Annotated in this window: 26 protein-coding genes and 1 pseudogene; 9 read left to right on the forward strand and 18 right to left on the reverse strand. The window is 45.1% G+C overall.

Annotation, left to right across the window (positions count from 1 at the left end):
• Positions 1–143 precede the first annotated feature (143 nt).
• The 3 genes from J7529_RS04295 to J7529_RS04305 all read right to left on the reverse strand — a co-directional run bounded on the left by J7529_RS04295 (position 144) and on the right by J7529_RS04305 (position 2,239).
• On the reverse strand, positions 144–905 hold the full coding sequence (locus tag J7529_RS04295) for a metallophosphoesterase family protein (RefSeq protein ID WP_318727972.1): 762 nt from the start codon (positions 903–905) through the stop codon (positions 144–146).
• A gap of 272 nt (positions 906–1,177) precedes the next feature.
• Positions 1,178–1,924, reverse strand: a complete 747-nt coding sequence (locus tag J7529_RS04300) for a DUF1995 family protein (RefSeq protein WP_318727973.1) — start codon at positions 1,922–1,924, stop codon at positions 1,178–1,180.
• Between the two features lie 45 nt (positions 1,925–1,969).
• Positions 1,970–2,239, reverse strand: coding sequence for a hypothetical protein (locus J7529_RS04305; protein WP_271936824.1), 270 nt, complete (start codon positions 2,237–2,239; stop codon positions 1,970–1,972).
• 45 nt (positions 2,240–2,284) lie between these two features.
• Here J7529_RS04305 and J7529_RS04310 point away from each other — a divergent pair, with 45 nt between their 5' ends.
• The 3 genes from J7529_RS04310 (at position 2,285) to J7529_RS04320 (ending at position 6,311) form a co-directional block, all read left to right on the forward strand.
• Positions 2,285–3,280, forward strand: a complete 996-nt coding sequence (locus J7529_RS04310) for a glycosyltransferase (RefSeq protein ID WP_318727974.1) — start codon at positions 2,285–2,287, stop codon at positions 3,278–3,280.
• A gap of 7 nt (positions 3,281–3,287) precedes the next feature.
• Entirely contained in the window at positions 3,288–4,739 is a 1,452-nt protein-coding gene (locus J7529_RS04315; RefSeq protein ID WP_318727975.1) for a sulfotransferase domain-containing protein, read from the forward strand.
• Between the two features lie 210 nt (positions 4,740–4,949).
• Entirely contained in the window at positions 4,950–6,311 is a 1,362-nt protein-coding gene (locus J7529_RS04320) for a glycosyltransferase family 4 protein (protein ID WP_318727976.1), read from the forward strand.
• Between the two features lie 195 nt (positions 6,312–6,506).
• Here the strand turns inward: J7529_RS04320 and mazF are convergent, their stop codons facing one another.
• Positions 6,507–6,851, reverse strand: coding sequence for an endoribonuclease MazF (gene mazF / locus J7529_RS04325; RefSeq protein WP_413038804.1), 345 nt, complete (start codon positions 6,849–6,851; stop codon positions 6,507–6,509).
• On the reverse strand, positions 6,848–7,090 hold the full coding sequence (locus J7529_RS04330) for an AbrB/MazE/SpoVT family DNA-binding domain-containing protein (RefSeq protein ID WP_271936814.1): 243 nt from the start codon (positions 7,088–7,090) through the stop codon (positions 6,848–6,850). The genes mazF and J7529_RS04330 overlap by 4 nt, the downstream gene beginning before the upstream one ends.
• Positions 7,091–7,203: 113 nt before the next feature.
• Here J7529_RS04330 and J7529_RS04335 point away from each other — a divergent pair, with 113 nt between their 5' ends.
• Positions 7,204–8,139: a HEAT repeat domain-containing protein gene (locus tag J7529_RS04335; protein ID WP_318727978.1), complete on the forward strand. Its 936-nt coding sequence runs from the start codon at positions 7,204–7,206 to the stop codon at positions 8,137–8,139.
• 155 nt (positions 8,140–8,294) lie between these two features.
• Here the strand turns inward: J7529_RS04335 and J7529_RS04340 are convergent, their stop codons facing one another.
• From J7529_RS04340 to J7529_RS04355, 4 genes are all read right to left on the reverse strand, one after another.
• On the reverse strand, positions 8,295–8,624 hold the full coding sequence (locus J7529_RS04340) for an AzlD domain-containing protein (protein WP_318727979.1): 330 nt from the start codon (positions 8,622–8,624) through the stop codon (positions 8,295–8,297).
• Between the two features lie 38 nt (positions 8,625–8,662).
• A complete protein-coding gene (locus tag J7529_RS04345) occupies positions 8,663–9,409 on the reverse strand; it encodes an AzlC family ABC transporter permease (protein ID WP_278002967.1) in 747 nt (248 codons plus the stop codon).
• A 52-nt stretch (positions 9,410–9,461) separates the two neighbouring features.
• Positions 9,462–10,310, reverse strand: a complete 849-nt coding sequence (locus J7529_RS04350) for an AraC family transcriptional regulator (RefSeq protein ID WP_318727980.1) — start codon at positions 10,308–10,310, stop codon at positions 9,462–9,464.
• Between the two features lie 151 nt (positions 10,311–10,461).
• Positions 10,462–11,106, reverse strand: a complete 645-nt coding sequence (locus J7529_RS04355) for a TetR/AcrR family transcriptional regulator (RefSeq protein WP_318727981.1) — start codon at positions 11,104–11,106, stop codon at positions 10,462–10,464.
• A 234-nt stretch (positions 11,107–11,340) separates the two neighbouring features.
• On the opposite strand from J7529_RS04355, the gene J7529_RS04360 reads away from it, so the two are divergent.
• On the forward strand, positions 11,341–11,535 hold the full coding sequence (locus J7529_RS04360) for a hypothetical protein (RefSeq protein WP_318727982.1): 195 nt from the start codon (positions 11,341–11,343) through the stop codon (positions 11,533–11,535).
• A gap of 18 nt (positions 11,536–11,553) precedes the next feature.
• Positions 11,554–11,742 carry a class I SAM-dependent methyltransferase gene (locus J7529_RS24630; RefSeq protein ID WP_413038805.1) on the forward strand — a complete coding sequence of 63 codons (189 nt, stop codon included), beginning with the start codon at positions 11,554–11,556 and terminating at the stop codon, positions 11,740–11,742.
• Here the strand turns inward: J7529_RS24630 and J7529_RS04365 are convergent.
• The 6 genes from J7529_RS04365 to aroA all read right to left on the reverse strand — a co-directional run bounded on the left by J7529_RS04365 (position 11,730) and on the right by aroA (position 20,792).
• Positions 11,730–12,224 carry an AAA family ATPase gene (locus tag J7529_RS04365; RefSeq protein WP_318727983.1) on the reverse strand — a complete coding sequence of 165 codons (495 nt, stop codon included), beginning with the start codon at positions 12,222–12,224 and terminating at the stop codon, positions 11,730–11,732. The genes J7529_RS24630 and J7529_RS04365 overlap by 13 nt on opposite strands.
• A gap of 44 nt (positions 12,225–12,268) precedes the next feature.
• Complete coding sequence (locus J7529_RS04370) at positions 12,269–13,573, reverse strand: glucose-1-phosphate adenylyltransferase (RefSeq protein WP_318727984.1); 1,305 nt, start codon at positions 13,571–13,573, stop codon at positions 12,269–12,271.
• A gap of 171 nt (positions 13,574–13,744) precedes the next feature.
• The gene (locus J7529_RS04375; RefSeq protein WP_413038806.1) at positions 13,745–14,632 is read right to left on the reverse strand and encodes an ABC transporter permease; all 888 of its coding nucleotides are present in this window, start codon (positions 14,630–14,632) and stop codon (positions 13,745–13,747) included.
• Between the two features lie 62 nt (positions 14,633–14,694).
• Positions 14,695–15,705: an ABC transporter substrate-binding protein gene (locus J7529_RS04380; RefSeq protein ID WP_318727986.1), complete on the reverse strand. Its 1,011-nt coding sequence runs from the start codon at positions 15,703–15,705 to the stop codon at positions 14,695–14,697.
• 70 nt (positions 15,706–15,775) lie between these two features.
• Positions 15,776–19,234 carry a PAS domain S-box protein gene (locus tag J7529_RS04385; RefSeq protein ID WP_318727987.1) on the reverse strand — a complete coding sequence of 1,153 codons (3,459 nt, stop codon included), beginning with the start codon at positions 19,232–19,234 and terminating at the stop codon, positions 15,776–15,778.
• 205 nt (positions 19,235–19,439) lie between these two features.
• On the reverse strand, positions 19,440–20,792 hold the full coding sequence (aroA, locus tag J7529_RS04390; RefSeq protein ID WP_318727988.1) for a 3-phosphoshikimate 1-carboxyvinyltransferase: 1,353 nt from the start codon (positions 20,790–20,792) through the stop codon (positions 19,440–19,442).
• Between the two features lie 120 nt (positions 20,793–20,912).
• Here aroA and J7529_RS04395 point away from each other — a divergent pair, with 120 nt between their 5' ends.
• Genes J7529_RS04395 through J7529_RS04405 form a run of 3 tightly spaced genes read left to right on the forward strand, consistent with a single transcriptional unit; the run spans position 20,913 to position 21,927 of the window.
• Entirely contained in the window at positions 20,913–21,392 is a 480-nt protein-coding gene (locus tag J7529_RS04395; protein ID WP_318727989.1) for a hypothetical protein, read from the forward strand.
• A gap of 13 nt (positions 21,393–21,405) precedes the next feature.
• Positions 21,406–21,738 carry a (2Fe-2S) ferredoxin domain-containing protein gene (locus tag J7529_RS04400; RefSeq protein WP_271936783.1) on the forward strand — a complete coding sequence of 111 codons (333 nt, stop codon included), beginning with the start codon at positions 21,406–21,408 and terminating at the stop codon, positions 21,736–21,738.
• A gap of 18 nt (positions 21,739–21,756) precedes the next feature.
• On the forward strand, positions 21,757–21,927 hold the full coding sequence (locus tag J7529_RS04405) for a pentapeptide repeat-containing protein (RefSeq protein WP_271936781.1): 171 nt from the start codon (positions 21,757–21,759) through the stop codon (positions 21,925–21,927).
• Between the two features lie 39 nt (positions 21,928–21,966).
• Here the strand turns inward: J7529_RS04405 and J7529_RS04410 are convergent, their stop codons facing one another.
• The 3 genes and pseudogenes from J7529_RS04410 to J7529_RS04425 form a co-directional block, all read right to left on the reverse strand.
• Complete coding sequence (locus J7529_RS04410) at positions 21,967–22,749, reverse strand: hypothetical protein (RefSeq protein WP_318727990.1); 783 nt, start codon at positions 22,747–22,749, stop codon at positions 21,967–21,969.
• Between the two features lie 55 nt (positions 22,750–22,804).
• A pseudogene (locus J7529_RS04415) lies at positions 22,805–23,421 on the reverse strand (glutathione S-transferase family protein).
• Positions 23,422–24,249, reverse strand: coding sequence for a metallophosphoesterase (locus J7529_RS04425; RefSeq protein WP_318727993.1), 828 nt, complete (start codon positions 24,247–24,249; stop codon positions 23,422–23,424). It lies immediately after the preceding pseudogene.
• Positions 24,250–24,286: the final 37 nt, after the last annotated feature.

A 24,286-nucleotide genomic window follows, 5' to 3' on the forward strand; every position in this document is an offset into this window, starting at 1 on the left:
TATAAGCTGCTGGCATAATCTCACGATCGCTAACTTTGTCTTTCTATTATGTCCTAACTCTCCCTTTCTCTGCTATATAACAGGGCAAAGAATAGTTAGGACATTTTCTCTTGCCGCTTGCTATTCGTGCCTATTGCCCATTATTAATGGTTGGCGGCAATTGGATGTCGAGGAATAATGGCTTCAGGTTCTATAAAAGTGATGCTTTCTTCTAGAGGCAAGATACGGACTGCTTGATGATAGACGTTGACTTGATAAACTTGTTGGTTTGTCCAGTCTAGGGCGGTTAACCATCCACTGCGGCGATGGTAGGCTCCCGTGTCGATATCTAACCAGCCTTGTCCTTGGACAATTTGACCGGGTAACACACCAGGGAAGGTAAAGGTGATGGTGTGGCCGGTGATAATGGTTTTATCAGGGAAGTAAGGAGTGGGAATGCAGTGAAATTGATCGCGAATCCAACAGAGTTCATATTCGGTTTGCTCGTCGATGGGTAAATCGGGATGAACTCCAGCATGGACAAGCCAAACATCGCCGAGGTCGAGGTATAGGGGAAGATTGCTAATCCATTGCAGATGCTCCAGAAGGAGGTGGGCATCGTGATAACTACTCAGAGTAGCTTGTCCGCCACTATAGAGCCATGCTTGGAGGGCGGGATAATGGATTTTGCCGTCTGGAAAACTGTCGATCAGTAGTTGTTCGTGGTTGCCTCGAATGCAGGGATAGCCACTATCACGAACGAAGTTAACGGTTTCTGCGCTTTTTGGCCCGCGATCGATCAGGTCTCCTAAGAAGTATAAGTCATCGCTCTCTACAGGAGCGATCGCCTCCAGAAGATGCATTAAGCCATCATAATTCCCATGGACATCACCAATAAAAACTCGTCGTCCTGTTGCTCCTATCATTGCTTTGTATTCCCTGTGTGCTAATCAAGTCGGTTCCGTACTGATACCATTTCTCTTTAACCTTGCCCTTAATCGATCCTTGGGAGGCAAGTGGCTCTGGGCCAATTGTTAAAGTGCATCATCATAGAGAATATGGTATGAGGAATCCAGGGTAAGTTGCCACAGTCTTCCTCAACACCCAGTTAGCTTTGCCGATCTCCTTTAAAATCTGAGCTATTTTGGTGTTTCTACAGTGTACTGACAAAGTTTAGTCCTGGACAACTGTTCTGGGGTTATTGAGTCAAAGCTTTAATAAAGCGTTCAAGTTCTCCGAAAATCCCCCCTCGCCGTTTCTGAGTCGGGGTGGCTTCTGCCGTATTTTCTCCGGTAGTAGCTCGGATTAAAATCCGATCTAGGACTTCCCCTACAGGTTTTTGCAGTTGTTCGGCAATTTGAGTATAAGTACCGTCTGCGGTTTCGAGCCAAACTTGCCAGGGATGGGGATGGCAGCGATAGAGGGCTGCACCTTCTAGGGGGCGGATGTAATAGCAGGAGTAGATTTGGCTTAAGAGTCTCTCGCGCAGTTGACGAGCCGTATAACCAATACCGACAACAGCCACATCTTCGAGTTTTGGGATTAAAAGAATGATGGGACGATCGCCGGCTAAATTCACCAGACGCTCGACTTGTCCAACTTCTACGGATGAGGGATTAACGATCAGAAAGCTCTCGTCTTCGGGGTCTATTTTATGATCAATGGGCGATCGGCTACTGCCTAAATCCGTGACTTTAAAGGGAGTTTCACCCCAGTCTCGACGCGCTAGAGCTGCCGCTCCGGTATCTGGAAAGAAGATCTTCGGTTGTCCCCCAAACTCTTGCAAAATAGGGATAAAGTCTTGGGCGAGTTTCTGCGCTTCTAGGGCAATTTCGGGAAAGACTAACTCTACTTGAATTAAGTGCATTCCATCTTCGAGGGCTTGCAACGTTGCTGCTTTCGCTTGGGCGATCGCCTCATCTAGAGTTTGGGGTAGTGTGGTCATGGGTGGTTGGTGTCTCTGGGGTTTCCAAGTATTCACAAGTATTCATTATTCATTATCCGTGGCTAGATCGCCTAACAACCGCTCCAGATAAGCCTGTCGCCACTGTTCCCGTTGCTGTTGCGTTTGCTCATCGGGTTGATAGGCTTCAATGTCTTCCAGGGAAAGGATACCTTTTTCCTGGGCTAATCGTTCGAGGGTATCCAGGCGATCGTGTAAGACAGAAACCTCACTGGCCAATGTCATAATCATCGTTAATAACCGATCTACTTTGGCATTATCTAAATAAACGGGGCGTTTTCCCTTGGCTTTCTTCACTCTGGTTATCCTCAAATTTTCACATCATTTTATCGGGAATTGGTAATGGGAAAAATTGGAATTATTCTAGCAACGTATAACCCCAATATGGAATATTTGCGCAAACAAATTGAGTCTTTGCGGGAGCAAACTTGGCAAGATTGGATGTGTCATGTGGTTGACGATTGCTCATCTGAAGGGTGTCAAAGCCAGATTCAAGCAACGATCGCCGGAGATCGCCGTTTTCACTTCCATTCCTACTCGGAAAATGTAGGTTCGTATCATAACTTTGAGCGCGGATTAGAATTATGTGTAGGAGATCAACGGTTGGAGGCGATCGCCTGTTGCGATCAGGATGATATTTGGTTACCGGATAAACTGGAGCGTCAATGGCACGCTTTAGAGTCCCAATCTGCCCTTTTAGTCCATTCTGACCTAGAGCTAATCGATGCGCAAGACGACACTTGTCATCCTTCTGCGTGGGAATTTGAACAGCGATCTCCCCAAAAGCTCACCCCCCAACTGCTGTTGCTGCGCAACACCTTAACCGGATGTACGATGATGTTTCGCCCTGAATTACTCTCAGTGGTGCTACCTTTTCCACCCCGAAAGGGCGGCGATTGGTATCATGATTGGTGGATAGCGCTCATTGCTTCCCATCGGGGGAAAATTGCCCATATTTCTACCCCCTTGGTGCGATATCGCATTCATGACACGAACACCGTGGGAGTGGTGGAAAATGCCGGAACTCTTTCCCAAGAAGTGATGACTGGATTGCAGAAAGCTGAAAAACTCAGGGGAAGAAGCTATATCACCCATTGCAACTTGAACCATGCAGTGTGCGATCGCCTAAATCTCAATCCCCAAGAGGTAGAAAACAATCCTTTTGGCGATCGCCCCCTCAATTTTGGTTGGCCGATCTTAGAGCTAGGCTGGCGCAGTTGGCAAGCAGGCTATGGTTCCCAGGGGATTGCCCTGCGGGTTTTTGTCCATAAATGCCGCAAAGATGTTAAAAGATTATTAAGCAGGAGCGGGCCTAGCCTTCCAAACAACTCTCAATAACCGGTTTATGGTCGATTACCTGATTATAGGGGCGCAAAAAAGCGGGACAACTTCCCTCTATCATCATCTGATTCAACATCCAGGGATAAGTGCAGCGACGGAAAAGGAACTCCATTTCTTTAGCTTACACTTCGATCGCGGCGTTTCCTGGTATAAGGAACAGTTTCCCCAACCGGGAATCAAAGGGGAAGCGAGTCCCTATTATCTCTATCATCCCTGTGTTCCCCAACGGGTTCACCAATGTTATCCAGATGTGAAGTTGATTGTGCTATTGCGCGATCCGGTCAAGCGGGCAATTTCCCATTATTATCATGAGGTAAGGTGGGGATTTGAATCGTTGGGATTAGAAGCGGCGATCGCCAGTGAACCCCAGCGACTGCAAACAGAAGTGGAAAAAATCCAAGCCAATCCCCTTTATCATAGCTTTAACCATCGCCATTACAGTTATTTAGAGCGAGGTGTATACATCGATCAACTGCTCCGTTGGCAGCAATATTTTCCTCCAGAACAATTCCTGATTTTACTCGCGGAAGACTTTTATGCTCATCCCCAGGCGATCGCCGATCAAGTCTATGAATTTCTGCAATTACCGCCCTATACTTTAACTGACCCTCCCGTTTATGATGCTGGAGATTACCCCGACGTTTCTCCCCAACTGTATCAACAGCTTACCGACTATTTTACCCCTCACAACCAACGTTTATCTGTTTATCTTCATCAACCCTTATCTTGGACTATGACTAAACCATCCAGCCCCATTGATTATGAAGGCGCTTGGGATAATTACGCCCAAAATTGGACATCTACCGATCCTGACTATCAGCATGTTGGCGATGAATGGATCGGAAAAAAAGCCGGAGCTGCATTTTCCCTGTCTGAATACGAACAGTTAATCGAAACCCATTTAATCGCACCTTATATCGAATCCGGCGATCGCGTCCTAGAAATTGGTATTGGTGGAGGTAAAACCGCTGCCCTATTATTGAACTATTGTCAAGAGTTAGTTTGTGCTGATATTTCCGCCCAAATGCTCAAAGCTACTCAACAAAGATTAGGAACTGAACGGACATCCTACGTCAAACTTAATGGACTCACCCTAGAAGGCGTTGAACCGGCAAGTATTGATGTGTGTTTCTGTTACGATACCATGGTTCATATCGAACCGCGAGATATTTATAATTATCTAGTTCAAATCCCCCCACTTTTGCGCGGCAGACGACTCTGTTTATTCCACCATAGTAATATCCTCTCCCCCCTCGGATGGGAAAAATTCCTCAATGACTATCCCCATAATCTCCTCGGAAAACGAGATGGAACTGCTTTTTCTATTATGACCAATGAAATCATGGAAAAATTCCTTACCACCTTGGGCTATGAAATCTTAGAACAAAATACGGAATTAGTCCCCAGAGATTGTATTTGGATCTGTCGCGCTCCCGAACCCCCCTTCTCTCCTTGAGAGGCAAGGGGCTTCAGCCCCTTGCCCAACCCTTCTCTGTAACACACCCTACTGGATTGTTTCACCTAAAATAGTGCTTTGTTTGGTGTAAGCACGAAGAGTGCTTAAAAGCCTAGCTGGAGAGGGACTCACTAAAAACAAAATCTAATGCATCGAATTAGCTGAAAAAGACACTACTGTCGTGACTGTTTAACTGTTTGTAAAAAAAACATGAAAATCCTATTTTTACACCCCAATTTTCCCGCCCAATTCCGCCATTTAGCCAACGTCTTTGGCAGCAACCCCAACAATCAAGTCGTTTTCATTACCAAAAATGAACGCCCAGAATGGGTGATTCCCGGAGTGCGAAAAGTTCTGTTTAATCCCAGTCGAGAACCGCGACCCGAAACCCATCACTATGTCCGCCCCTTAGAAAGCGCTGTTTTGTATGGTCAAAGTGTGTATCGAGTTGCGGAGAAACTGAGAGCAGAAGGATTTATTCCCGATATTATGTATGGCCATTCTGGATGGGGGCCAACTTTATTTTTGAAAGAAGTTTTCCCAGAATCTCCCCTTCTGTGCTATTACGAATGGTTTTATCACGCTAGGGGAACCGATGCTGATTTTGACCCCTCAGAACCCCTTTCGGCTGATGATTTATGTCGAATTCGGGTTAAAAATGCTGGGATTTTACAAGACTTATATAACTGTGATTGGGGAGTTTGCCCGACCCAGTGGCAAAAGTCCCAATTTCCGCCAGAATTTCAGAGCAAGTTATCCGTAATTTTCGATGGCATCGACACAGATTATTTTAAGCCCAATCCAGGCGCAAAAATGAAATTCACCGGTGAAGGATACAGTAAATTTATTGAGCCACTCGATTTATCTGGAGTCGATGAAATCGTCACCTATGCCACTAGGGGAATGGAACCCTATCGCGGGTTTCCCCAGTTCATGGAATCGATTGTTTATCTTCAGGAAAAGCGCCCCAATTGTCATGTGGTGATTGTGGGAGAAGACCGAGTGTGTTACGGTAAGTCTTTGCCCGATGGAAAAACCTATAAGCAGGCCATGTTAGAGCGCCTAAACTTGGATATGTCACGGGTTCATTTTACCGGGCCTCTCCCCTATGGACTCTATTTACAAGTTCTACAAGCCTCTACTGTGCGAGTCTATTTAACCCGACCGTTTGTATTATCTTGGTCGATGATGGAATCCTTAGCTACAGGATGTTTAATCGTGGGTTCGGATACTGCTCCGGTACGGGAAATGATCCGGGATGGAGAGAATGGTTTATTGGTGGATTTCTTCTCACCGAAAGAGATTGCTCAACGGGTAGGTGAGGCTTTAGATAATCCCGATCAAATGGCTCCTTTGCGCGAAAAGGCGAGGGAATTAATTGTGGAGCAATATGCGCTGAAGGATTTGTTGCCCAAGCATGTTCAAATTGTGGAAAATGTGGCTAAAGGAAATTTTCCGAATGCGGATGGAGATGGGTTTACCCCCCAGATGAAAGCGTATATGCAAAATGGCAATGAGAAGGGGACGAAGGGTAAGAAGAAGAAGAAATCTAAGGGGTTTGTTCTGCCATAATGGAGTAATGAGTAAGCGGTAGTCGGGAATGTCGTCCCCATGACGATGACGAAATCTATCAACCTGGAGAATTTGAGAGTATCTACACCTAATAGCACTTCGCGCTAGGGAATAGGCAATAGGCAATAGAAAATCCTATTGCCGAAACTCTTCCTGCAAGAAAGCTTCAGCACTGGCATGGTTTGATCTCAATCTTTACAAAATTAGAGGTTCAATTTTAGCCTGAACTTCCTCTACCACATCTTCTGGTACAGTCTCTTTAAACTCTACCTTCCTAGCTTGCCAATCCAAGCACTTAATTTGATCGACTAAGATGACTCCCTGAGTCTGTAGCTGCAAAGGCAACACCACCTCAAAAGGATACCCCTTCTGCTGTCGCGTAATTGGCATGAATAATGCCAGGGAAGTTCTCACATTGTAACTATACGGTGATACCACAAAAGCAGGTCGGGAACCTTTTTGCTCATCGCCTTTAGTGGGATTAAAGTTGATATAGACAATATCTCCTCGCTTGGGAACATAGCCATCTTCTGAAATCACCACACCTCGTTCCCCACAGCTACACCACTGTCTTGCTCTCTATGGCAATTTTCTGGAGTAATAGCGGTAACTAATTCTTCTAGGGAATAGGAGGAATGCGATCGCGGTTTAATCACCAAATTACCATCAATGACCACTAGATCAACGTCAGTTCCTTCAGAAAGGGGAATCTCCTGAGCTAGAGATTGAGGAATACGAATCGCTAGGGTATTTCCCCATTTAGCAATTTTGAAAACCATCGGTTGTACTTAACCTCTCAGTTAATACTGTAATCGTCCTGATTTTAACTACTGTATATACCTATTGCCTGACTTTCGTTATAAAATCAAGTTTGTGCTTACTGTAGTTTGTTATGAACCATCCCTCTCCTGCTGAATTTTCTACTGTAGATCGCTTGGGTGCTTTGTCTGCTGAAGAAACCGATGCTTTTTTGCAAAGCGTGCAAGCGCAAATGGTCGCTGAAGAGTTTGATAGTGGCGATCGCCAAGTGTTGCAGCAAATGGTAGAATGCTTGGGCGACTCTAGAGGGATGGTGCGCCTCAGTTTTGCGGAAACCATCGGAAAAAGTATTGGTACACCCGCCACCCCGGTATTATTGGAAGCTCTGCAACATCATACCAATGTGGTCGTGCGACGAGCAGCAGCGAAAACCTTAACCTTAATCGCTGATCCTACAGCAGTTCCGACCCTGGTGCAAGCCCTGCTCAATGATGATGATATGGTCGTTAAAGGCTCTTCTGTGGGTGCTTTAGCCAGAACCGGAGAAGTCGCAGTTCCCGCTCTACTGGATATTCTCTCCAATCCCAACCATCCAGAGAATTATAAGGGATTAGTCGGTTGGGCATTAGCCTTTATTGGTTCGGAAGCCAAAGATTTGGTTTATGAACAAATGGATTCTGAGTCCCCGGAAGTGCGAGCAGCAATGATAGAAGTGATTGTGCAAGTGGCTCAAGAAAATCCCGGAAACTGCGATCGCGAACTTGAGTTATTATTACAATCTTTAAATGATGCTGCCTCTATCGTGCGCTGTGAAGCCGCAACCGCGTTAGGCAATTTGAAATATACCAAAGGCATTCCTCCACTTTTAGAGCTACTCCAGCATTCAGAGGCAGAAAGTCGCAAAAGCGCAGCTCTATCCTTAATGAAAATTGGCGACTTGACCGTGATAGACTCCCTACAAACCGCCTTAACTCAGGAGAGCGAACCCCCTGTAGCGCAAGTGATTAAACTGGCAATCACGAAACTGGAAAATAGCATCCCAGAAGACGATGATTGGGACGAAGAGTAATGAGTAATGGGTACACCACTTTTCCCGAATACCATGTCTCTTTCAGGTTACCATTCATCAATCTTGGATAGACAAGGGGCTAAGAGTAATTTGCCCCTCAACAAAAGAGTTTAGTCGGTTTCATGGATGATCGCCTCTTGCCTCTGAGTCCATGCTTAAAACAATAGGTTGAGAACCCCATTCCAGCCTAAGAATATAGCCATACCTAGACCAATGGTGAACAAGAGATTCTGAGTCGTTGTGGCAATCAGAACAGCGCTGATCGCCCCGACTAAGCGAGCATTCATCCAACTCATATCTAGCCCACCATCACTCATTAACACTTCTGGCACCACAATCGCCGTCAACACCACAGGCGGGACGTAGCGCAAGGCATTCAATAATGAGGGGGACAGGGTGATATGGTGACTCGCCCCAAAGATGACATAGCGAATCGAGAACGTGGCGATCGCCATTCCCGCAATCATAAGTTCTTCATGGATCATAGCTGTTCACTCCCACAGAATTACAGTTCGATTGAATTTCATAGATTCGGTCTGGGTTTGAGAACCCGTTCGCTGAGGACACCAGCAGTAATTCCAGCGATCGCCGCTACGATCAGCCCCAGTTTGTGAGGTAAAGGATAGGCAAGCAGAGCAACCATCCCAGAAACGAGGGTGGCGATCGCCATGGGCTTTGTTTTGACATAGGGCACAATCATGCCGATGAAAGTAACAGACATGGCAAAATCAAGTCCCCAATTCGCAGCATTGGGTAGAGTCTGACCGATCGTAATGCCAAGCAGCGTGGACAATTGCCAACTGACATACATCGTCACTGATGCTCCCAAAAAGTACCAGTGCTTCATCGAAGCACCATCAACTTGTTCGTAACGTCGAATGGCAATGGCAAATGACTCATCTGTGAGAAAAAATCCCAGAATCGCCTGCCAGCGTTGGGGCAGGGATTGGACGTAGGGAAGGAGGCTAACCGCGTACAGCAAATGGCGAAGATTGACGATAAAGGTAGTCAACACAATCAGCAGCCAGCCTGTTCCTGCCGCCATTAGACCCACAGCAATGAACTGAGACGATCCCGCAAATACAAAGGCTGACATTGCCAACGCGCCACTAATGGATAAGCCATTGCTGGTCGCCAACGTACCAAAGATAATGCCAAAGGGAATCGCCCCGATAATCAGCGGCAAGATATCCCGCGCGCCAGTCCAGAATTCAGCCTGGGGAGATAGAATCCGCCTCTTTGAATGAGAACCTTCTTGAAGTTGGATCATTGAGGATAGCCAGTAGACTTGATGATGGCTAGCCTATCAGGATTAATTCTGGTTAATCTTGTACGTTTTTGCAGCCTCGGACATACTGTCCTGGAGTGAGTCCAACTATTTTCTTGAAGTGGCGGTGAAGATGGCTTTGATCGGTAAAGCCCGTTTCCAACGCAGTATTGATAATGGACCAACCTGCTGCGAGTAACCGTTTAGCTTGGTAAACGCGCACTTGGTTGAGATAGGTGTGGGGTGGCAAGCCGACCTGTTTGCGGAAGGTGCGCAAGAGTCGCAATGGAGTTAGATCCACCAAGTTAGCCAGTTCTTCGAGGGAAATATTGGTATGGTAGTTGGCATTTAAATACTCGCGTACCCGTTCAACGGTTGAATGTTCTTGACCGATGGGTTTGACCCAGGAGCGATCGCTTGCATGGGCATTAATCAGTTGCGCCATGCCCCACAGAAAGCGGGATTCCCGTTCTAAGGGGGATGGCATAGCTTCGAGACTGCGATGAAGTTGGAGAAGTAAGCGATTGAGGCGTTTATCGTAAATGAGGGGTGAGGGAAAATAGGGAATTCCCTTGGGGCGTTCGGCCAATTCGGTGGCAGCTTGCTGGAGCCAATCAGCGGCGGGCAAGAGCGTGCGATAAGTCCACCCTGTTTCCAAGACTGCCCCTCCTGTATGAATCGCCCCCGGTTGGGTCACTACCACGCTCCCGGGTGGAGCGATGTAGGTCTCGCCTTCGTATTCAAACTCCATTGCCCCAGATTCCACAATGGCGATGCCAAAGCCTTCGTGGGCATGGCGCGAGAAGGAATAGGTAATGTAGGTGGCGTGCAGCATTTCCAGATCGTTGAGAACTGGATCGCGCCAAAATTTGACCTGTTCGGTTGTGGATATCTGATGCGCCATATCGGATAAGCCTCTGGTTCATAACCCTGAGAGGGAATATTTTCTAGTCTAATGGATGAGTTGCGATCGCTGTCTTGGATGTTTTTGCAGGCAGTACGGGTTTCTTCTGCTGCTTAGTTTTCCGGCGATCGCCCCATCTCTTGACTCCCTGTCAAGAAGTCGTTACTCCAGCAAGAATGAATTCAACTGCCGTTTCAGTTTGCTGTTTAACCATTTCAGTACTGAGGAGTGCTTTCTTGGTATTGAGATACTTCAAGTTTTCATAGGCATCAAAGTAGAAAGAACAAACCCCTAAGATATTAATGGCGGTCAGAAATGGATCGACCGGTCGAAATTTCCCTTCAGCAATTCCTCGCTCCAAGATCTGAACAATGGATTGAAACCCAGCTTCCCAACCGGTCTGTTCACCGTAGCGTCCTTGATTCTGAATAGCTTCTTGAAACCAGAGCATTCCATGCCAACGATGACTCACTTCAAACTCGATATAGTTGCGCACAACCGTTTCTAATGCCCGTTCAGGAGATAATCTCTCCACATCAATGGATTGAAAGGCCTGGTTAATTTCATCAACCAGTTCCTGCAAGACGGATTGATACAAGGTTTCTTTGTTTTTAAAGTAGTAGCAGAGCATTGCTTTAGTCACTCCGCTACGAGTGGCGATCGCTTCTGTCCTTGCGCCAGATAAACCATACTGTGCAAATTCTTCAATCGCGGCGGCCAGAATATTAGCTTTTGTCACTTCTGGATTACGCCTTTGTTTCTCTTTCTTGGCAGTAGAGTCAGATGGCTTGGACACGATCTAGAGCATTTTCCTAAACAGACTACTCTATCTAGCCTAAACCTTATTTTCCCTCAGAAGCACTTGACAGGCTAACTAAATGAGTGTTTAACTAACTGAACATGAAAGAAGTCCAACAATACCGTAATAGTTGCTAAATTCAAGGTTTGAATGATTTAGTCTGAAACGCGATCGCTTATTGTTTTTTTGTGAATTCTGATTTCAATAAAGCCTAAATCTGGAGATAACATCATGAGCTTCGATCTCGGTACAGCAACAAATAAAGGTACGGCGATGATGAAGTTTGCTCATCAATTCCAACCCGATATTCTTCTCAAAGATGAGTATATTGGTTGGTTCTTTGATGAATCCATAGCCCAATCCCTCAAAGACGATCCTTTAAATCTGGGTGGAGAACCGACCGATGATGTTCAAAGATTTGTGTAATGGGCATATTGGTTCATTATTTTAAGAGAAAAATATGGAGATCGAGTCATCGCAGATGCGATTAATTCCGGTTGCAGGCAACTTCTTCTACTGGAATCGGGCTACGATACCCGATTCTTTCGTATTGCTTCTATACAAGAGAAAGACGTTACCACCCACATTCCGCACGACAAACCAATCTCCGCATCTCCCGCTCAATCATCATAGAGTTCCCTCCTGGGTTGATAAAAAATCAAATGATTCATCCCCTCACCCAGACTCGGAGGCGTACCCCAAAGCTGGCGGTACATGGTTAAGATTACCTCTTCAGGAACTTGGCGATCGCGCGATCGATTTCTCGCCAAACACTCCTGTAACCTAGTTCTAATCCAAATCCCGGTAATCGAAGAAAACCCTAACTGACGGCCAAGCTGAATCACGTCGTGGCGGTTGGCTCGTTTCGCATTTGTTGCATCATAAATTGTTGGTGCCCCTTCGAGCAGAGCTGACTGAAACTGTAACCTGACTTGATTCCAGATTAATCTCCAATCCCCTTGAACTGCGGCATTTCCAAACAATTGCCGCCGAATAGCATCAGTAGAAACCAGTCGATAGGTCGGCCAAGCCGCCATCAACTGGTGAGCTAGGGTAGACTTCCCGCTACCTGGAAGACCAATTAATAGAATCAGTCGGCAGGAGTCAGTCATCATCCTTGATTAAAAGAGGATCTCCATTACCCTAAATCTTGAGTAGACTAAATCACTGTACCATCGGGAATAGTGGCATTTTTAATAATCACCACGACTCCACCACGAATTAAAAAGCCTAGCTTTTCAGTCTCTTTATTGTTTCCTTCTTCCACCTGGTCTTTATTAATAATTTTGACATTGCGACCAATGCGAGCATTCTTATCAATAATTGCCCCTCGGATCGTGCTTCCTTCGCCAATACCTACCGGAACCTTTCCTTTCTGAATCCCAGATTGGCGTTCAGCAAACGGTTCGTAGAAGTCTGAACCCATCAGCATGGAATCTTCGACCACACAATCGGCTTCTACGCGCGATCGCACACCCAAAACCGAATGATGGATAGTACAATTCTTGAGAATACAGCCCTCTGCCACAATCGATTGAGTCACCTTCGCATCCAATAGCTTAGAAGGAGGTAAGAACCGTGAACGACTATAAATCGGGGCGGTTTCATCATAGAAACTAAACGGTGGAGTCGGTTGTTCCGTTAGCGCCAGGTTCGCTTCATAAAACGCCTTAATCGTTCCGATATCTTCCCAATAATCATTGAACAGGTAGGCCTGCACTCTGTAATCCTGAGCCGCAGCAAAAGGTAGAACTTCCTTACCAAAGTCTTTTTGCGTCGGATTTTCCGTGAGCAGTTTGCCCATCAAATCTTTTTTGAAGACATAAATGCCCATGGAGGCAATATAGGGCTTTTGTTTCGCTTCTTCTGGAGAAAGACCCAAAATGGTCGTATCCACCGCCATTTTTTTCAGATCATCTCCCTTGGGTTTCTCACTGAAATCAATGATTCGTCCCGTCTCATCGATTTTCATTAACCCAAAATCAGAGGCACGTTCCTCATCAATGGGAACTACCGACAGGGTAATATCCGCCTGGCTTTCCCGGTGGTAGTTGATGAAATCCCGATAATCCATACGGTACAGATGATCTCCCGATAGGATCAAATATTCATCAATATCCCATTCTTGCATTAACCATAGATATTTACGCACCGCATCGGCTGTCCCTTCAAACCAACTGTCAGTGTCATTCGCCGTCTGTTGAGCCGCCAGAATTTCTACAAAGCCTTCCGAGAAGCTAGAAAAGCTATAGGCGCGAGTCACATGGCGGTTTAGGGAAGCGGAGTTGAATTGAGTCAGAACATAGATTTTGAAAATCTCGGAGTTGATACAGTTACTGACGGGAATATCAATCAACCGGTATTTACCAGCTAAAGGTACGGCTGGTTTAGCCCGTAGTTTGGTCAAAGGGTACAGTCTGGTTCCTGCCCCTCCTCCGAGAATAATCCCTAAGACATTTTTCACGAAAAAAACCCTCTTATATCAAAAACCAATAACTTTCCTAGTCCAGTGTCTGACTGAACCGGGCAGTTGGCAAGGGGGATCGCCCAGGAGCTTGGGTTAAGGAACGGTTATGTGAGTAGGGGGAGGATGGGGAGATGGGGAATTGAAGAACTCTGAATTATTGCGATTCCCTTAATTTTTAAGGGTTAATTTTTTAAGGGGGGTTTGGGGTAAGATGAGGGCGATCGCGACTAATAAGGCCGTAACTAGATTTAAGTCTTGGGCCTGAAGTCCCATAAAATTGGCATTCAGGGCAATAGCGATGGCTAAACGATACGCCAGTGCACCTAAAATGACGCTTAATGTACCTTGAAAGATGGTTTTTCCAGGGATAAAGGTTTCGCCAATAATCACGGCGGCTAATCCAAGGACAATGGTTCCTACTCCCAGGGTGACATCGGCAAATCCATAAATTTGGGCAAAGAGTGCCCCCGCCAGGGCAACCAGGGCATTGCTTAAGGCCATACCCACAATAATCATCATTCCGGGATCGACCCCTTGAGCGCGAGCCATGGTTGAGTTGGCACCAGTTGCCCGCAATGCCAAGCCCCATTGGGTTGCTAAGAGGGCATCTAGGCCAACTTTGAGCAAAATGACAATGATGACCAAAATGATGGGAATGACCACTTGACGGGGCACAGAGAGGCTATTCAGGGGACTAAAGAGGGTGGTTTCTCCCAAAAGGGGAACATTGGGGCGACCCATGATCCGCAGATTGAGGGAATAGAGGGCGATCATGGTGAGAATGCTAGAGAGCAGATTGAGGATCTTGAATTGTACGGTTAGCCAGGCAGTGCAAGCTCCTGAAAGTGCCCCAGCAGCGATCGCCACTGCTGTGGCAATGATAGGATGCATTCCATTGACGATTAAGGTGGCAGCTACAGCACCTCCAAGGGGAAAACTGCCATCGACGGTTAAATCGGGAAAGTCAAGGACACGAAAGGATAGATACACGCCTAAACCGACGAGACTATAGAGTAAACCCAGTTCAATGGCTCCTAAGAGGGCAGTCATAAGCAACAATTAAAATTACAGAGCTTCGTGCAAGGGGGAATAGGCAATAGACAATCCGCTCCATTCCCCTAATCTACTACCGTATCGGCCTGATCGAGGACTGACGTGGGAAGGGTTACACCCATGGCTTCGGCAGCTTTGGGGTTAACATACAGTTTTAGGGTATCGACGGATTCTACAGAGATATTACCAGGGGATTCTCCTTCTAAGATACGGATGACTTGTTTGCCGGTTTGTCGGCCAACATCATAATAATCAAATCCTAAGCTGGCGATCGTCCCCCGCTCTACCGAATCAGTATCTCCAGAATAAATGCCAATTTTATTATCCATCCCCACTTGAATCACTGATTCTAGAGCTGAAACCACCGTATTATCCGTGGGCACATAAATTACATCGGCTTTCCCGACCAAATTTTGGGCAGCAGTGACTACACCACTGGAATTGGCAACGGTGGCTTCTTCGACTGATAATCCTTTAATTTGGGCCTGGTCTTTGAGTAAATTGACTAAGGAAACGGCGTTGGCTTCTCCAGCATTATAAATTACACCAATCGTCTTCAGATTAGGATTAATTTCTTGCATTAAGGACACATGGCGATTGATCGGAGATAGGTCGCTCACTCCAGTGACTAGACCCCCCGGTTGATCGAGGTTTTCCACTAATTTGGCTGCGACTGGATCGGTGACCGCACTGAAAATTACGGGAATATCGGTACTGGCAGCAACGGCAGCTTGGGCGGATGGAGTGGCGATCGCCACAATGACATCCGGTTTTTCTGCTACAAACGCAGATGCAATTTGGGCGGCAGTTGCCGGTGAGCCTTGGGCGCTCTCCCACTTCCAGGTTAGGGTTCCTCCAGCCGTATATCCGGCTGCTTTTAACTCATCCTGTATGCCATCACGGGTAGCATCTAGAGCCGGATGTTCTACAATCTGAGTGACTGCCACAAAGGGCATGGTTTCTGCAGCAGGAGGAGCAGAGGAGTCTTGAGGGGTTTGGGGAGTACATCCCCAGTTCAGGGCAACGAACAGCGTTGTACTGAGCAAACTTGAAAAGGAGTTCCACCGTAGAGTCATAGGAGAATAGGGAATTAAGAAATTAAGGAATTAGGGAATAGGGAAAACTTGGTTTTCCCTATTCCCTACTCTAATGGGAAACTGCGGGAATTTGAATCACAAAGGTTGCGCCCTGACCCAATTCAGAAACACAACTGAGTTGTCCTTGATGTTTTTCCACAATAATTTGATAACTAATGGCTAATCCTAAGCCGGTTCCTTTACCCACAGGTTTGGTCGTAAAGAAGGGGTCAAACAACCGTTGACGAACTTTTTCGCCAATTCCTGGTCCATTATCCTTTAGTTTGACGACAGCTTGGTTATTGTCGATCAATTCAGTCGTAATTGTGATTTTGGGTTCAGCTATATTAGACTCTTCCAAGGCATCAATCGCATTACTGAACAAGTTCATAAATACTTGATTGAGTTGTCCTGGATAGCAGAAAATTTGGGGTAATTTACCATAATGTTTGCTTACTTCTACCCCTGGACGATCGCCTTTGGCTTTTAATCGATTTTGGAGAATCATTAAGGTGCTATCAATGCCTTCATGAAGATCAACCTTTTTCATTTCTGCTTCATCCAATCGGGAGAAGTTACGCAGAGATAGGACAATTTCCCGAATCCGCTCTGCTCCCACTTGCATCGAGTCGAGGAGTCGGGGTAAATCTTCACTAATAAATTCTAGATCGATCGCTTCAATTTCTTCTTCTATCTGTTCTGGTGGATCGCGAAAGGTTTCTTGATAGAGTTGTAAGAGTCCGAGAATATCAGCCGTATAATCTCTTGCCGGAACTAAATTACCATAAATAAAGTTGACGGGATTATTAATTTCATGGGCAACACCGGCGACCATTTGACCAAGACTAGAGAGTTTTTCGCTTTGAATCAGTTGGGATTGGGTACGTTGCAGTTGTCTGAGGGTTTCTTCAAGTTCTTTGGCTTTGCGATCGGCGTTTTCCGCCGCTACAGTCGCCTGACGATAGAGTTCAGCTTGGCTAATCGCGATCGCCAACTGATCCGTGACAGTTTGTAATAATTCTACTTCATCCTCTGTCCATCGACGGGGGCCATCAAAATGGGCACAACTGACACATCCTAACTCGCCATAAGCCGTTTTAATCGGTAAAAAAAGGATTGCCCGATATCCTCGACTTTCATAAAGCTGATGAATTCCTGGGTCTTCATGACTGAAGACATCATCCACTTGGAGCATTTCTAGATTAAGCAAATTATTCAACAGCGGATCGTCAGCAGCTACTGGAAAACACCCCAATGCGGTTGGTAAAGTTTCCGTTTTTGCCTCTTTGACCACATTCACATATCCATAGGGAGAAAATTCTGGAGTTTGTAGTGTGTCTTCTCCCTGGGACTGATACCAACTAAATAAACACTGATCCACCTGTAACAAATTCTGAATTTCGACCACCGCTATGTCCAAAATCTGGTCAAGATTCAAAGAATTACGGACTTGAGAAGCCAAACGGTTAATCAACTCCTCCCGTTGGGCCATTTCTCGATAGCGAGTTTCACTTTTACGAATGGCTTCTTCAGAGCGCTTACGCTGAGTAATATTCTGCATTAAAGCCATACCCGCCATAATATATCCGTCATCATTTCTAACAGGTAGGGTCTGAATTAAATAAAAGTTTTCCCCCAAAGAAATTTCAAAGTGTTCCGTTTCTCCCGCTAACGCATTTTGGTAATGATATTCCATCAATTGACTGACCGATTGAGGAAAGATGTCTGCGGGAGTTTCCCCTTCCAATTTGTCTTTAGCTAATCGCAACTTCCCTAATTCTCGGCCTTCTGCCAGGGTAAACCGGAGGTCGAGATCGAATAAGACCACTGCACCATCCGGAAAATTTTGAGCCAAGGTGCGATAGAGTTCCTCGCTTTTGCGTAAGGCCATCTCAGTTTCAAAGCGATAAGTAATATCATTATTAATTTCTAACAGGGCGGCTGGACGGCCCTGTCTATCTCGCTGAAGGGTCCATCGACTGGCAACAGTTACTGGAGTTCCATCGCGCTTGGTTTGTTGTAATTCTCCTTCCCAATACCCTTGTTCTTGCAAAATCTTGTGAATAGTCGGTAAAGGGATACTAAATTCCGTTTGTAAGAGACTATGAATATTCTGATTAATCGCTTGCTGTTTCGTCCAACCATAGAGTTTATGGGCCCCATGATTCCAATATTTAATCGTTCCCTCTAAGCCCAGAATCATAATGGAATCATTGGCTAAATCCAGCATTTGTACATGCTGGCGTAGGGACTGTTCCACTTGTTGACGTTCTTCAACTTCCGCTGCTAGTTCAGCGGTTCTTTGTGCAACTCGATCTTCTAAGGTATCTCGATATTGCTCTAATTTTCCCTCTGATTCTTTGCGACGGGTAATATCACGGGCAACCCAAACCACAGTATCCATATCTAAAGGCGAGACTTTTGCCGCTAACCAAAAAATTTGGTCATTTAGGGTCATCGAGTATTCTACATCAATCGTTTTTTGGGTTTCTAAGGAACGACGAAGATTGGCAAGTAGGCGATGGGCATTTTCATCAGGCATGAGATCGCTGATTTTCATGCCATAGAGTTCAAGCCGGTCTTGAGTAAAGAGGTTGCAGTTGGTTGGGGCAATTTCTAGGATGTGACCTTCTCGATCGAGGACGAGGATCAAATCGGTCATGGCTTTAAACAGGGCCCTTAACTGGGTTTCCTGTTGCAGAAGGCTTAGTTCTGCCTGTTTGCGTTCAGTAACTTCAATAAATAGGCCATCTAGGAGCAGTTCATGGGGAGTAAAGTTATAGGGGAGATCGTCTAAAAATTGTTGTTCTAGCGAGTTTTGAGTATCTGGGGGGGAAGTGGAGCAAGCGAGCCATTTAATTTGACCTGATGTGGTAATAATTCGGCCTTCCCAAGACCAGGCCGATCGGTTTTGAATCGCTGTTGTGATAGAAGATTTGTATTCTGATAAATCATCCGGATGGATTAATTCCTGAAACAGAAGGGGATGTTGCTCAAGGGCATCTGGATCAAGCTCACAGATTTTGGTGCAACCTGGACTAACATAAGTGAATTGGATGGGGTGTTCGGGTTTAAGAAGGAGTTGACAGATAATTCCAGGGACATTAGCTGTAAGTTTGTTAAACCGATTCTCAATTTTCATCCAAGCCGCCTCTGCTCGTTTACGTTTAGTAATATTTTGGGTGAACATGATGAGACCATTAATTTCTCCGGAAGAATTATGCCAGGGTCGAATATCCCATTCGACCCATTGCAGTTTTCCATCTTCTCCGAAAAAATAATGTTCTTCACACCCTTCATAGTTTCCTAATAAGCATTCTGTATGAATGGGTTTCCATTGCTCTGGGCAATGGGGAAAGGTATCGTAGAAGGTGAGGTTGTTTAGGGGGGTATCCCTAAGACCATATTCACTCAGCCAGCGATCACTGGTGAGTAAATAACGCATTTCTTGGTCGAACAAAGCCACAGCGGCAGGGGTTTGTTCAACAAATACTTTGAATAACTCTAGAGTAGGATTTGAACTGTCCATTCGCGAGCAGCGACACATCAGGTTATCCAGAGCTTAACTGAAAAACCCCGTGGTTGAAAATAGCTGATGTTCAGGAAATCTCTGGGATGGATTTTAAACTGGGGCTTTAAGGCAACATGAATTAGGGTTACTATAGTGCATTCTATCTCAGGATAGTTGATAGTGAATAGTTGAGAGTTGGCAGGCTTGCAATCTTATTGATCGACTATCCCTCAATTAAGAGTCTTTCTAGGGTAGGGGTAAAGCTGGGATAGGAAATGGCGGCTGCTTGGGCGCGATGAATGGTGGTTTTCCCTTGGGCATTGAGGGCGGCGATCGCCAAACTCATGGCGATCCGATGGTCGGTATGGCTGTCAACTTCAGCCCCTTTGAGGGGAGTAGAGCCAATAATTTCTAAGCCGTCGGGGTGTTCGGTGATGTTGGCTCCCATACGGCTTAGTTCGGAGGCCATAACGGCCAGGCGATCGCTTTCTTTAACCCGTAATTCTGCCGCGTCTTTAATCACGGTTTTGCCTTCCGCAAAGGCAGCAGCAACCGCTAAGATGGGAATTTCGTCAATTAAGCGGGGAATTAAGTCACCGCCAAATTCGCATCCGTGCAGACGGCTCGATTTGACTCGTAAATCGGCTACGGGTTCACCCGTCACTATTCTTTGATTCAGAAATTCAATATCGGCTCCCATTTGCTCTAAGACTTCTAATACTCCAGTGCGGGTAGGATTGATACCAACATTTTCAATGATCAGGTCGCTATCGGGAATGATGGCTCCTGCAACTAACCAAAAGGCTGCCGAACTAATATCTCCAGGAACAATAATCGATTGACCGGATAATTGAGCTGGCCCTACAACAGTAACCGAATGGGTTTGGGGGTCTCTTTTTACCGTTGCGCCAAAAGCGGCTAACATCCGTTCGCTATGGTCTCTAGATAGCGCCGGTTCGGTGACCGTGGTTTCTCCTTCTGCCATCAGTCCTGCCAGGAGAATACAGGATTTGACCTGGGCTGAGGCAATAGGGGAATGGTAATGAATGGGTTGGAGTTGGGTGCCTTGTACAGCTAGAGGAGCAAGGGTGTGGTTTTTACGTCCCCAAATTTGAGCGCCCATTTGTTTTAGGGGGTTAATCACTCTGGACATGGGACGCGATCGCAAGGAATGATCTCCCGTTACACTAAACAAGCGGTCTTTATGGGAGGCTAAAATTCCCAACATCAGGCGCATTGTGGTTCCAGAGTTGCCACAATCTAAAATATCAGTTGGCTCCTGTAGTGCTCCGAGTCCTAAACCGTTAACTTTAACTTCTTCGGAGTTAAGTTTTGTAATATTTACGCCCATGGCTCGGAAACAGGCGGCGGTACTCTGGGGGTCTTCTCCAATGAGCAATCCGGCGATCGTTGTTTCTCCTTGGGCTAAACTCCCTAACATCAGCGATCGATGGGAAATCGATTTATCTCCAGGCACTTGAATCTTGCCCTGTAGCGCTACCCCAGTTTTTGGGGGTTGAATGATCAAATCTTCATTAGGGCCAATTAAATTTAGGGTAACAATCGGGGCGGTCATGGAGATAAACTAAAAATAAGTGAAAATTAAGACTCTGTAGCGCAATCATACCCTAAGGTGTTACAGGCTGGTAGGGGTTCACTTCTGAATCTGTCAATTGTTGTTCTCTCTTCATGTGATATGCTCAAAAACCACCGCAAACCTGTTAGTCTGTCTTTTTCCTCGACGGATCTTCCTATTTATTCGTTTGTGGAAACTGCCGCTACGTTATACCGTAAAGACCGAGACCGCTTTCATCTGTTACTCAATGAACCCGGACTCTACGACCGTAACCCAGAGATTGATCCAACCATTCCCTTAGCCGGGCCACCGCGATTATTATGGTTAGAGATTTCTGCTCATCGGGTAGTGATGACAATGCAGGGAAATGGCAAATTGAGTTATCGCCATTTCTGGGAACAGGGCATGTATGGATTATCTCGATATTGGCTCTCCGGAGAGTCTGCCCATGAGGTAGGACAGATGCGCTTACGCAATTTTACTCACAGTTTGATTTTAACGGGGGATTCCCAACCTGAACACTTGAGAATTGAGTATGAACTGTGGTGCGAGCGCCTCAATTTAGGTCAATATGTCTTATCCTTGGATATTCATCATTGAAAGGCAATAGGCAATGGGTAAGGGGTCAGAAAATTCTCCAGAAGAGGTGAATTGTCGGTATGTTTGGCTTTGTCAACATGAATCTTGTACTAGGCAAGGATCGGCTGAGGTTTTAGCTGCTTTTGAAGGGTATGCGAGTGAAACCGTTAAAGTAGAAGCTGTTGGGTGTCAAGGACAATGTAATCTGGCTCCAACGGTGCGGGTTTTACCAGATGAAACTTGGTATTGTCGGGTAAAACCGGAAGATGTATCTGAGATTGTTGAATCCCATCTTCAGGGAGGGGAACCGGTACAGAGACTTCTGCATCCTCGTATCCATTGGCAATATCAATATTACAGTGAATAACGATGAGTGGATTGCACTATGAATCGAGAGGAATTACATCAACGATATCATCAGGGTGAACGAGATTTTGGTGGATTAGATTTGCAAGAAATCGATCTCCATTCCTTAAATTTGAGTGGAGTTAACTTGAGTGGGAGTGATTTACGAGGGCAAATTTGCAGATTTATTATTTTACCTATTGTGAAGTAATTGAAATATTTGAACAAATACAAGACAAAAAAATATTGGTTAATTCAATATTTTTTTGAACTTTAAATCAAATTCTTCAAAAGAGATAGTTCCATTATTTTCATAATACTCAAAATCATCCAAAAAGTCTGCTAGTTCTCCTGATTCAATAGCTGAATAGTTTAATCCCACCACCAAACCAGGACAAACACCTAAAACTCTTGCTAAGGCTTCATGTCGAGTAGTAGGAGAATCATAGTTTTCTACTTGAAGTAGAGCATCATAGCGAGACCCATCAAAACTGTCTAATCGTTTACAGTTATTTCCATCTGGCTTTGTTAAAATAGTGTTAACTTCACTAATAAGTTTCTCTTTTTCAAAAGCTTTACATGATTTTTTCGCATCTCCTCCTTTAATCTGATTCCCGAATTCATGCAAAAGCATACCTTGACCTATTTGCCAACGATTTCCTCCACAAGTTGTATACTCATCGAGTATTAATCCTTTTTGATAAAGAGAATACCAAAAGCAGCTACCGTCATAAACAAAGACACCAAGAGCCGAACATGAAAAAAACTTTGAAAGGTGAAATGCAAAAAACACTAATGGTGCTAACGAACTATAGTGGTATTGCTTAAATATCTTTTTCCAATTTGTATCTAGGTTTCTAAACTTTAAATTTTGTTTTCGACCTAAATCATTTTCAAAATATGAAGCGTACAGAATTGTCACTCTATCGAAAGTTGGAGAGACATAAGCTTCTTCACTAATTTCAGACAAATAGTTGACTAATTCTTGTTGAGATATTCCATATAGAGTTAGATTACCGTATTGAATTCCCATATCCCTCTTGTATCAAACCTCGAACATTGAGAAATTCTGCTTAAATAGAGGAAACCTAAAATCCATCAAACATTAACGGGATAAATCCCGGTTGCTCTTCAATTCTAGAGATCCAGTTTTGAATCGCTCCAAAACCACTTAAATCATAACCTCCTTCAGGCGCAACATGGGTATAGGCAAACAAGGCAATATCAGCCAAGGTATACCGATTTTCGACAAAAAAATCATTAACCCTTAAATGATTTTCCATCACTTCTAACGCCGCATATCCTCCCTGGCGTTTTTGCTCGATGGCTTCCTGATACTCTTGTTCTTTTCCTAAAATTGAAATCCAATAGCGAGGTGTAGCAATATAAGGTTCATGGCTGTACTGTTCAAAAAACATCCACTGCAACACCTGTGCTTGCTCCCATGAACTATCAGGATATAGATTCGTTCCTTGACTAAGATAGATCAAAATTGCATTGGATTCAAACAAAAAAAATCTGGCTCAACTTCAATCACTGGTATGCGTCCATTCGGATTTTTTAGCAAAAACTCAACCCTGCGACTTTCACCTTTAAGAATATTCACTTCAATGCGCTCAAATTCTCGTCCTAACTGAGTGAGACACAGACGGACTTTGTAGCCATTGCCGGAGGGCAAAAAATCATAAAGTTTGATCATTTTTATTTAAACTAACGTAATCACAGTTAATTCTGGAGGACAAAATAACCGACCAGGGGGATAAGTCCCCAATCCTCGATTCACATAAAGGCGATTGTGATTAACTTGGTACAATCCAGCCGACCATTCCCAATGCTTAACGACGCGATCGCACTTTCGTTGCAGTAAAGGGATATACTCCCGTAACCACTTAGGTGTTACCCTAATCACTCGATCTTGATAAGCGATTAATGGCCCCAATTGAGGTAACACAATTTGCCCCCCATGGGTATGACCGGATAACTGTAAATCCACACGCCATTGTTGCAAGACTTCCGCACTATCCGGTTGATGAGACAGCACAATGCGCGGTAATTTTGGCTCGAGATGGTCTAACACTGAAGCTGGATTGAATTCGGGCGACCAAAAATCTGGCAATCCCACCAAGGCTAATCCTTTTCCGAGAGGATAAATGACCTGATTCCACAAAACCTGAATCCCAATTTTAGTTAAAGCTTCAGTAACGATAAATTGAGTGGTCGGATAATAAAGATCGTGATTTCCCAAAACGGCATAAATCCCTCGCCGAGACTCTAGCCATTTCAAGCGTTTGACTAAAGCATGAATGGGATCGGGTTTATGGATGACAAAATCCCCTGTCAAGACCACCAGATCGGGATTGATGCGATTGCTAGTGCGAATCGCTTCGGTTAACAGTTCCTCAGAAAGTTCCACTCCATCATAATGAAAATCAGATAATTGGGTAATTTTGAGTCCTTGTAACTGTGGGGGCAAGTCCTTGACAGTAACTGTTAGAGTCTCAACGGTTAACGGCCCAGACAAAAATCTGTGCATAAGCGTTATCAACAATGTCGTGACTCTTTTAGCATAG

It is taken from the genome of Roseofilum sp. Guam (assembly GCF_017746735.1).
Lineage (GTDB): Bacteria > Cyanobacteriota > Cyanobacteriia > Cyanobacteriales > Desertifilaceae > Roseofilum > Roseofilum reptotaenium.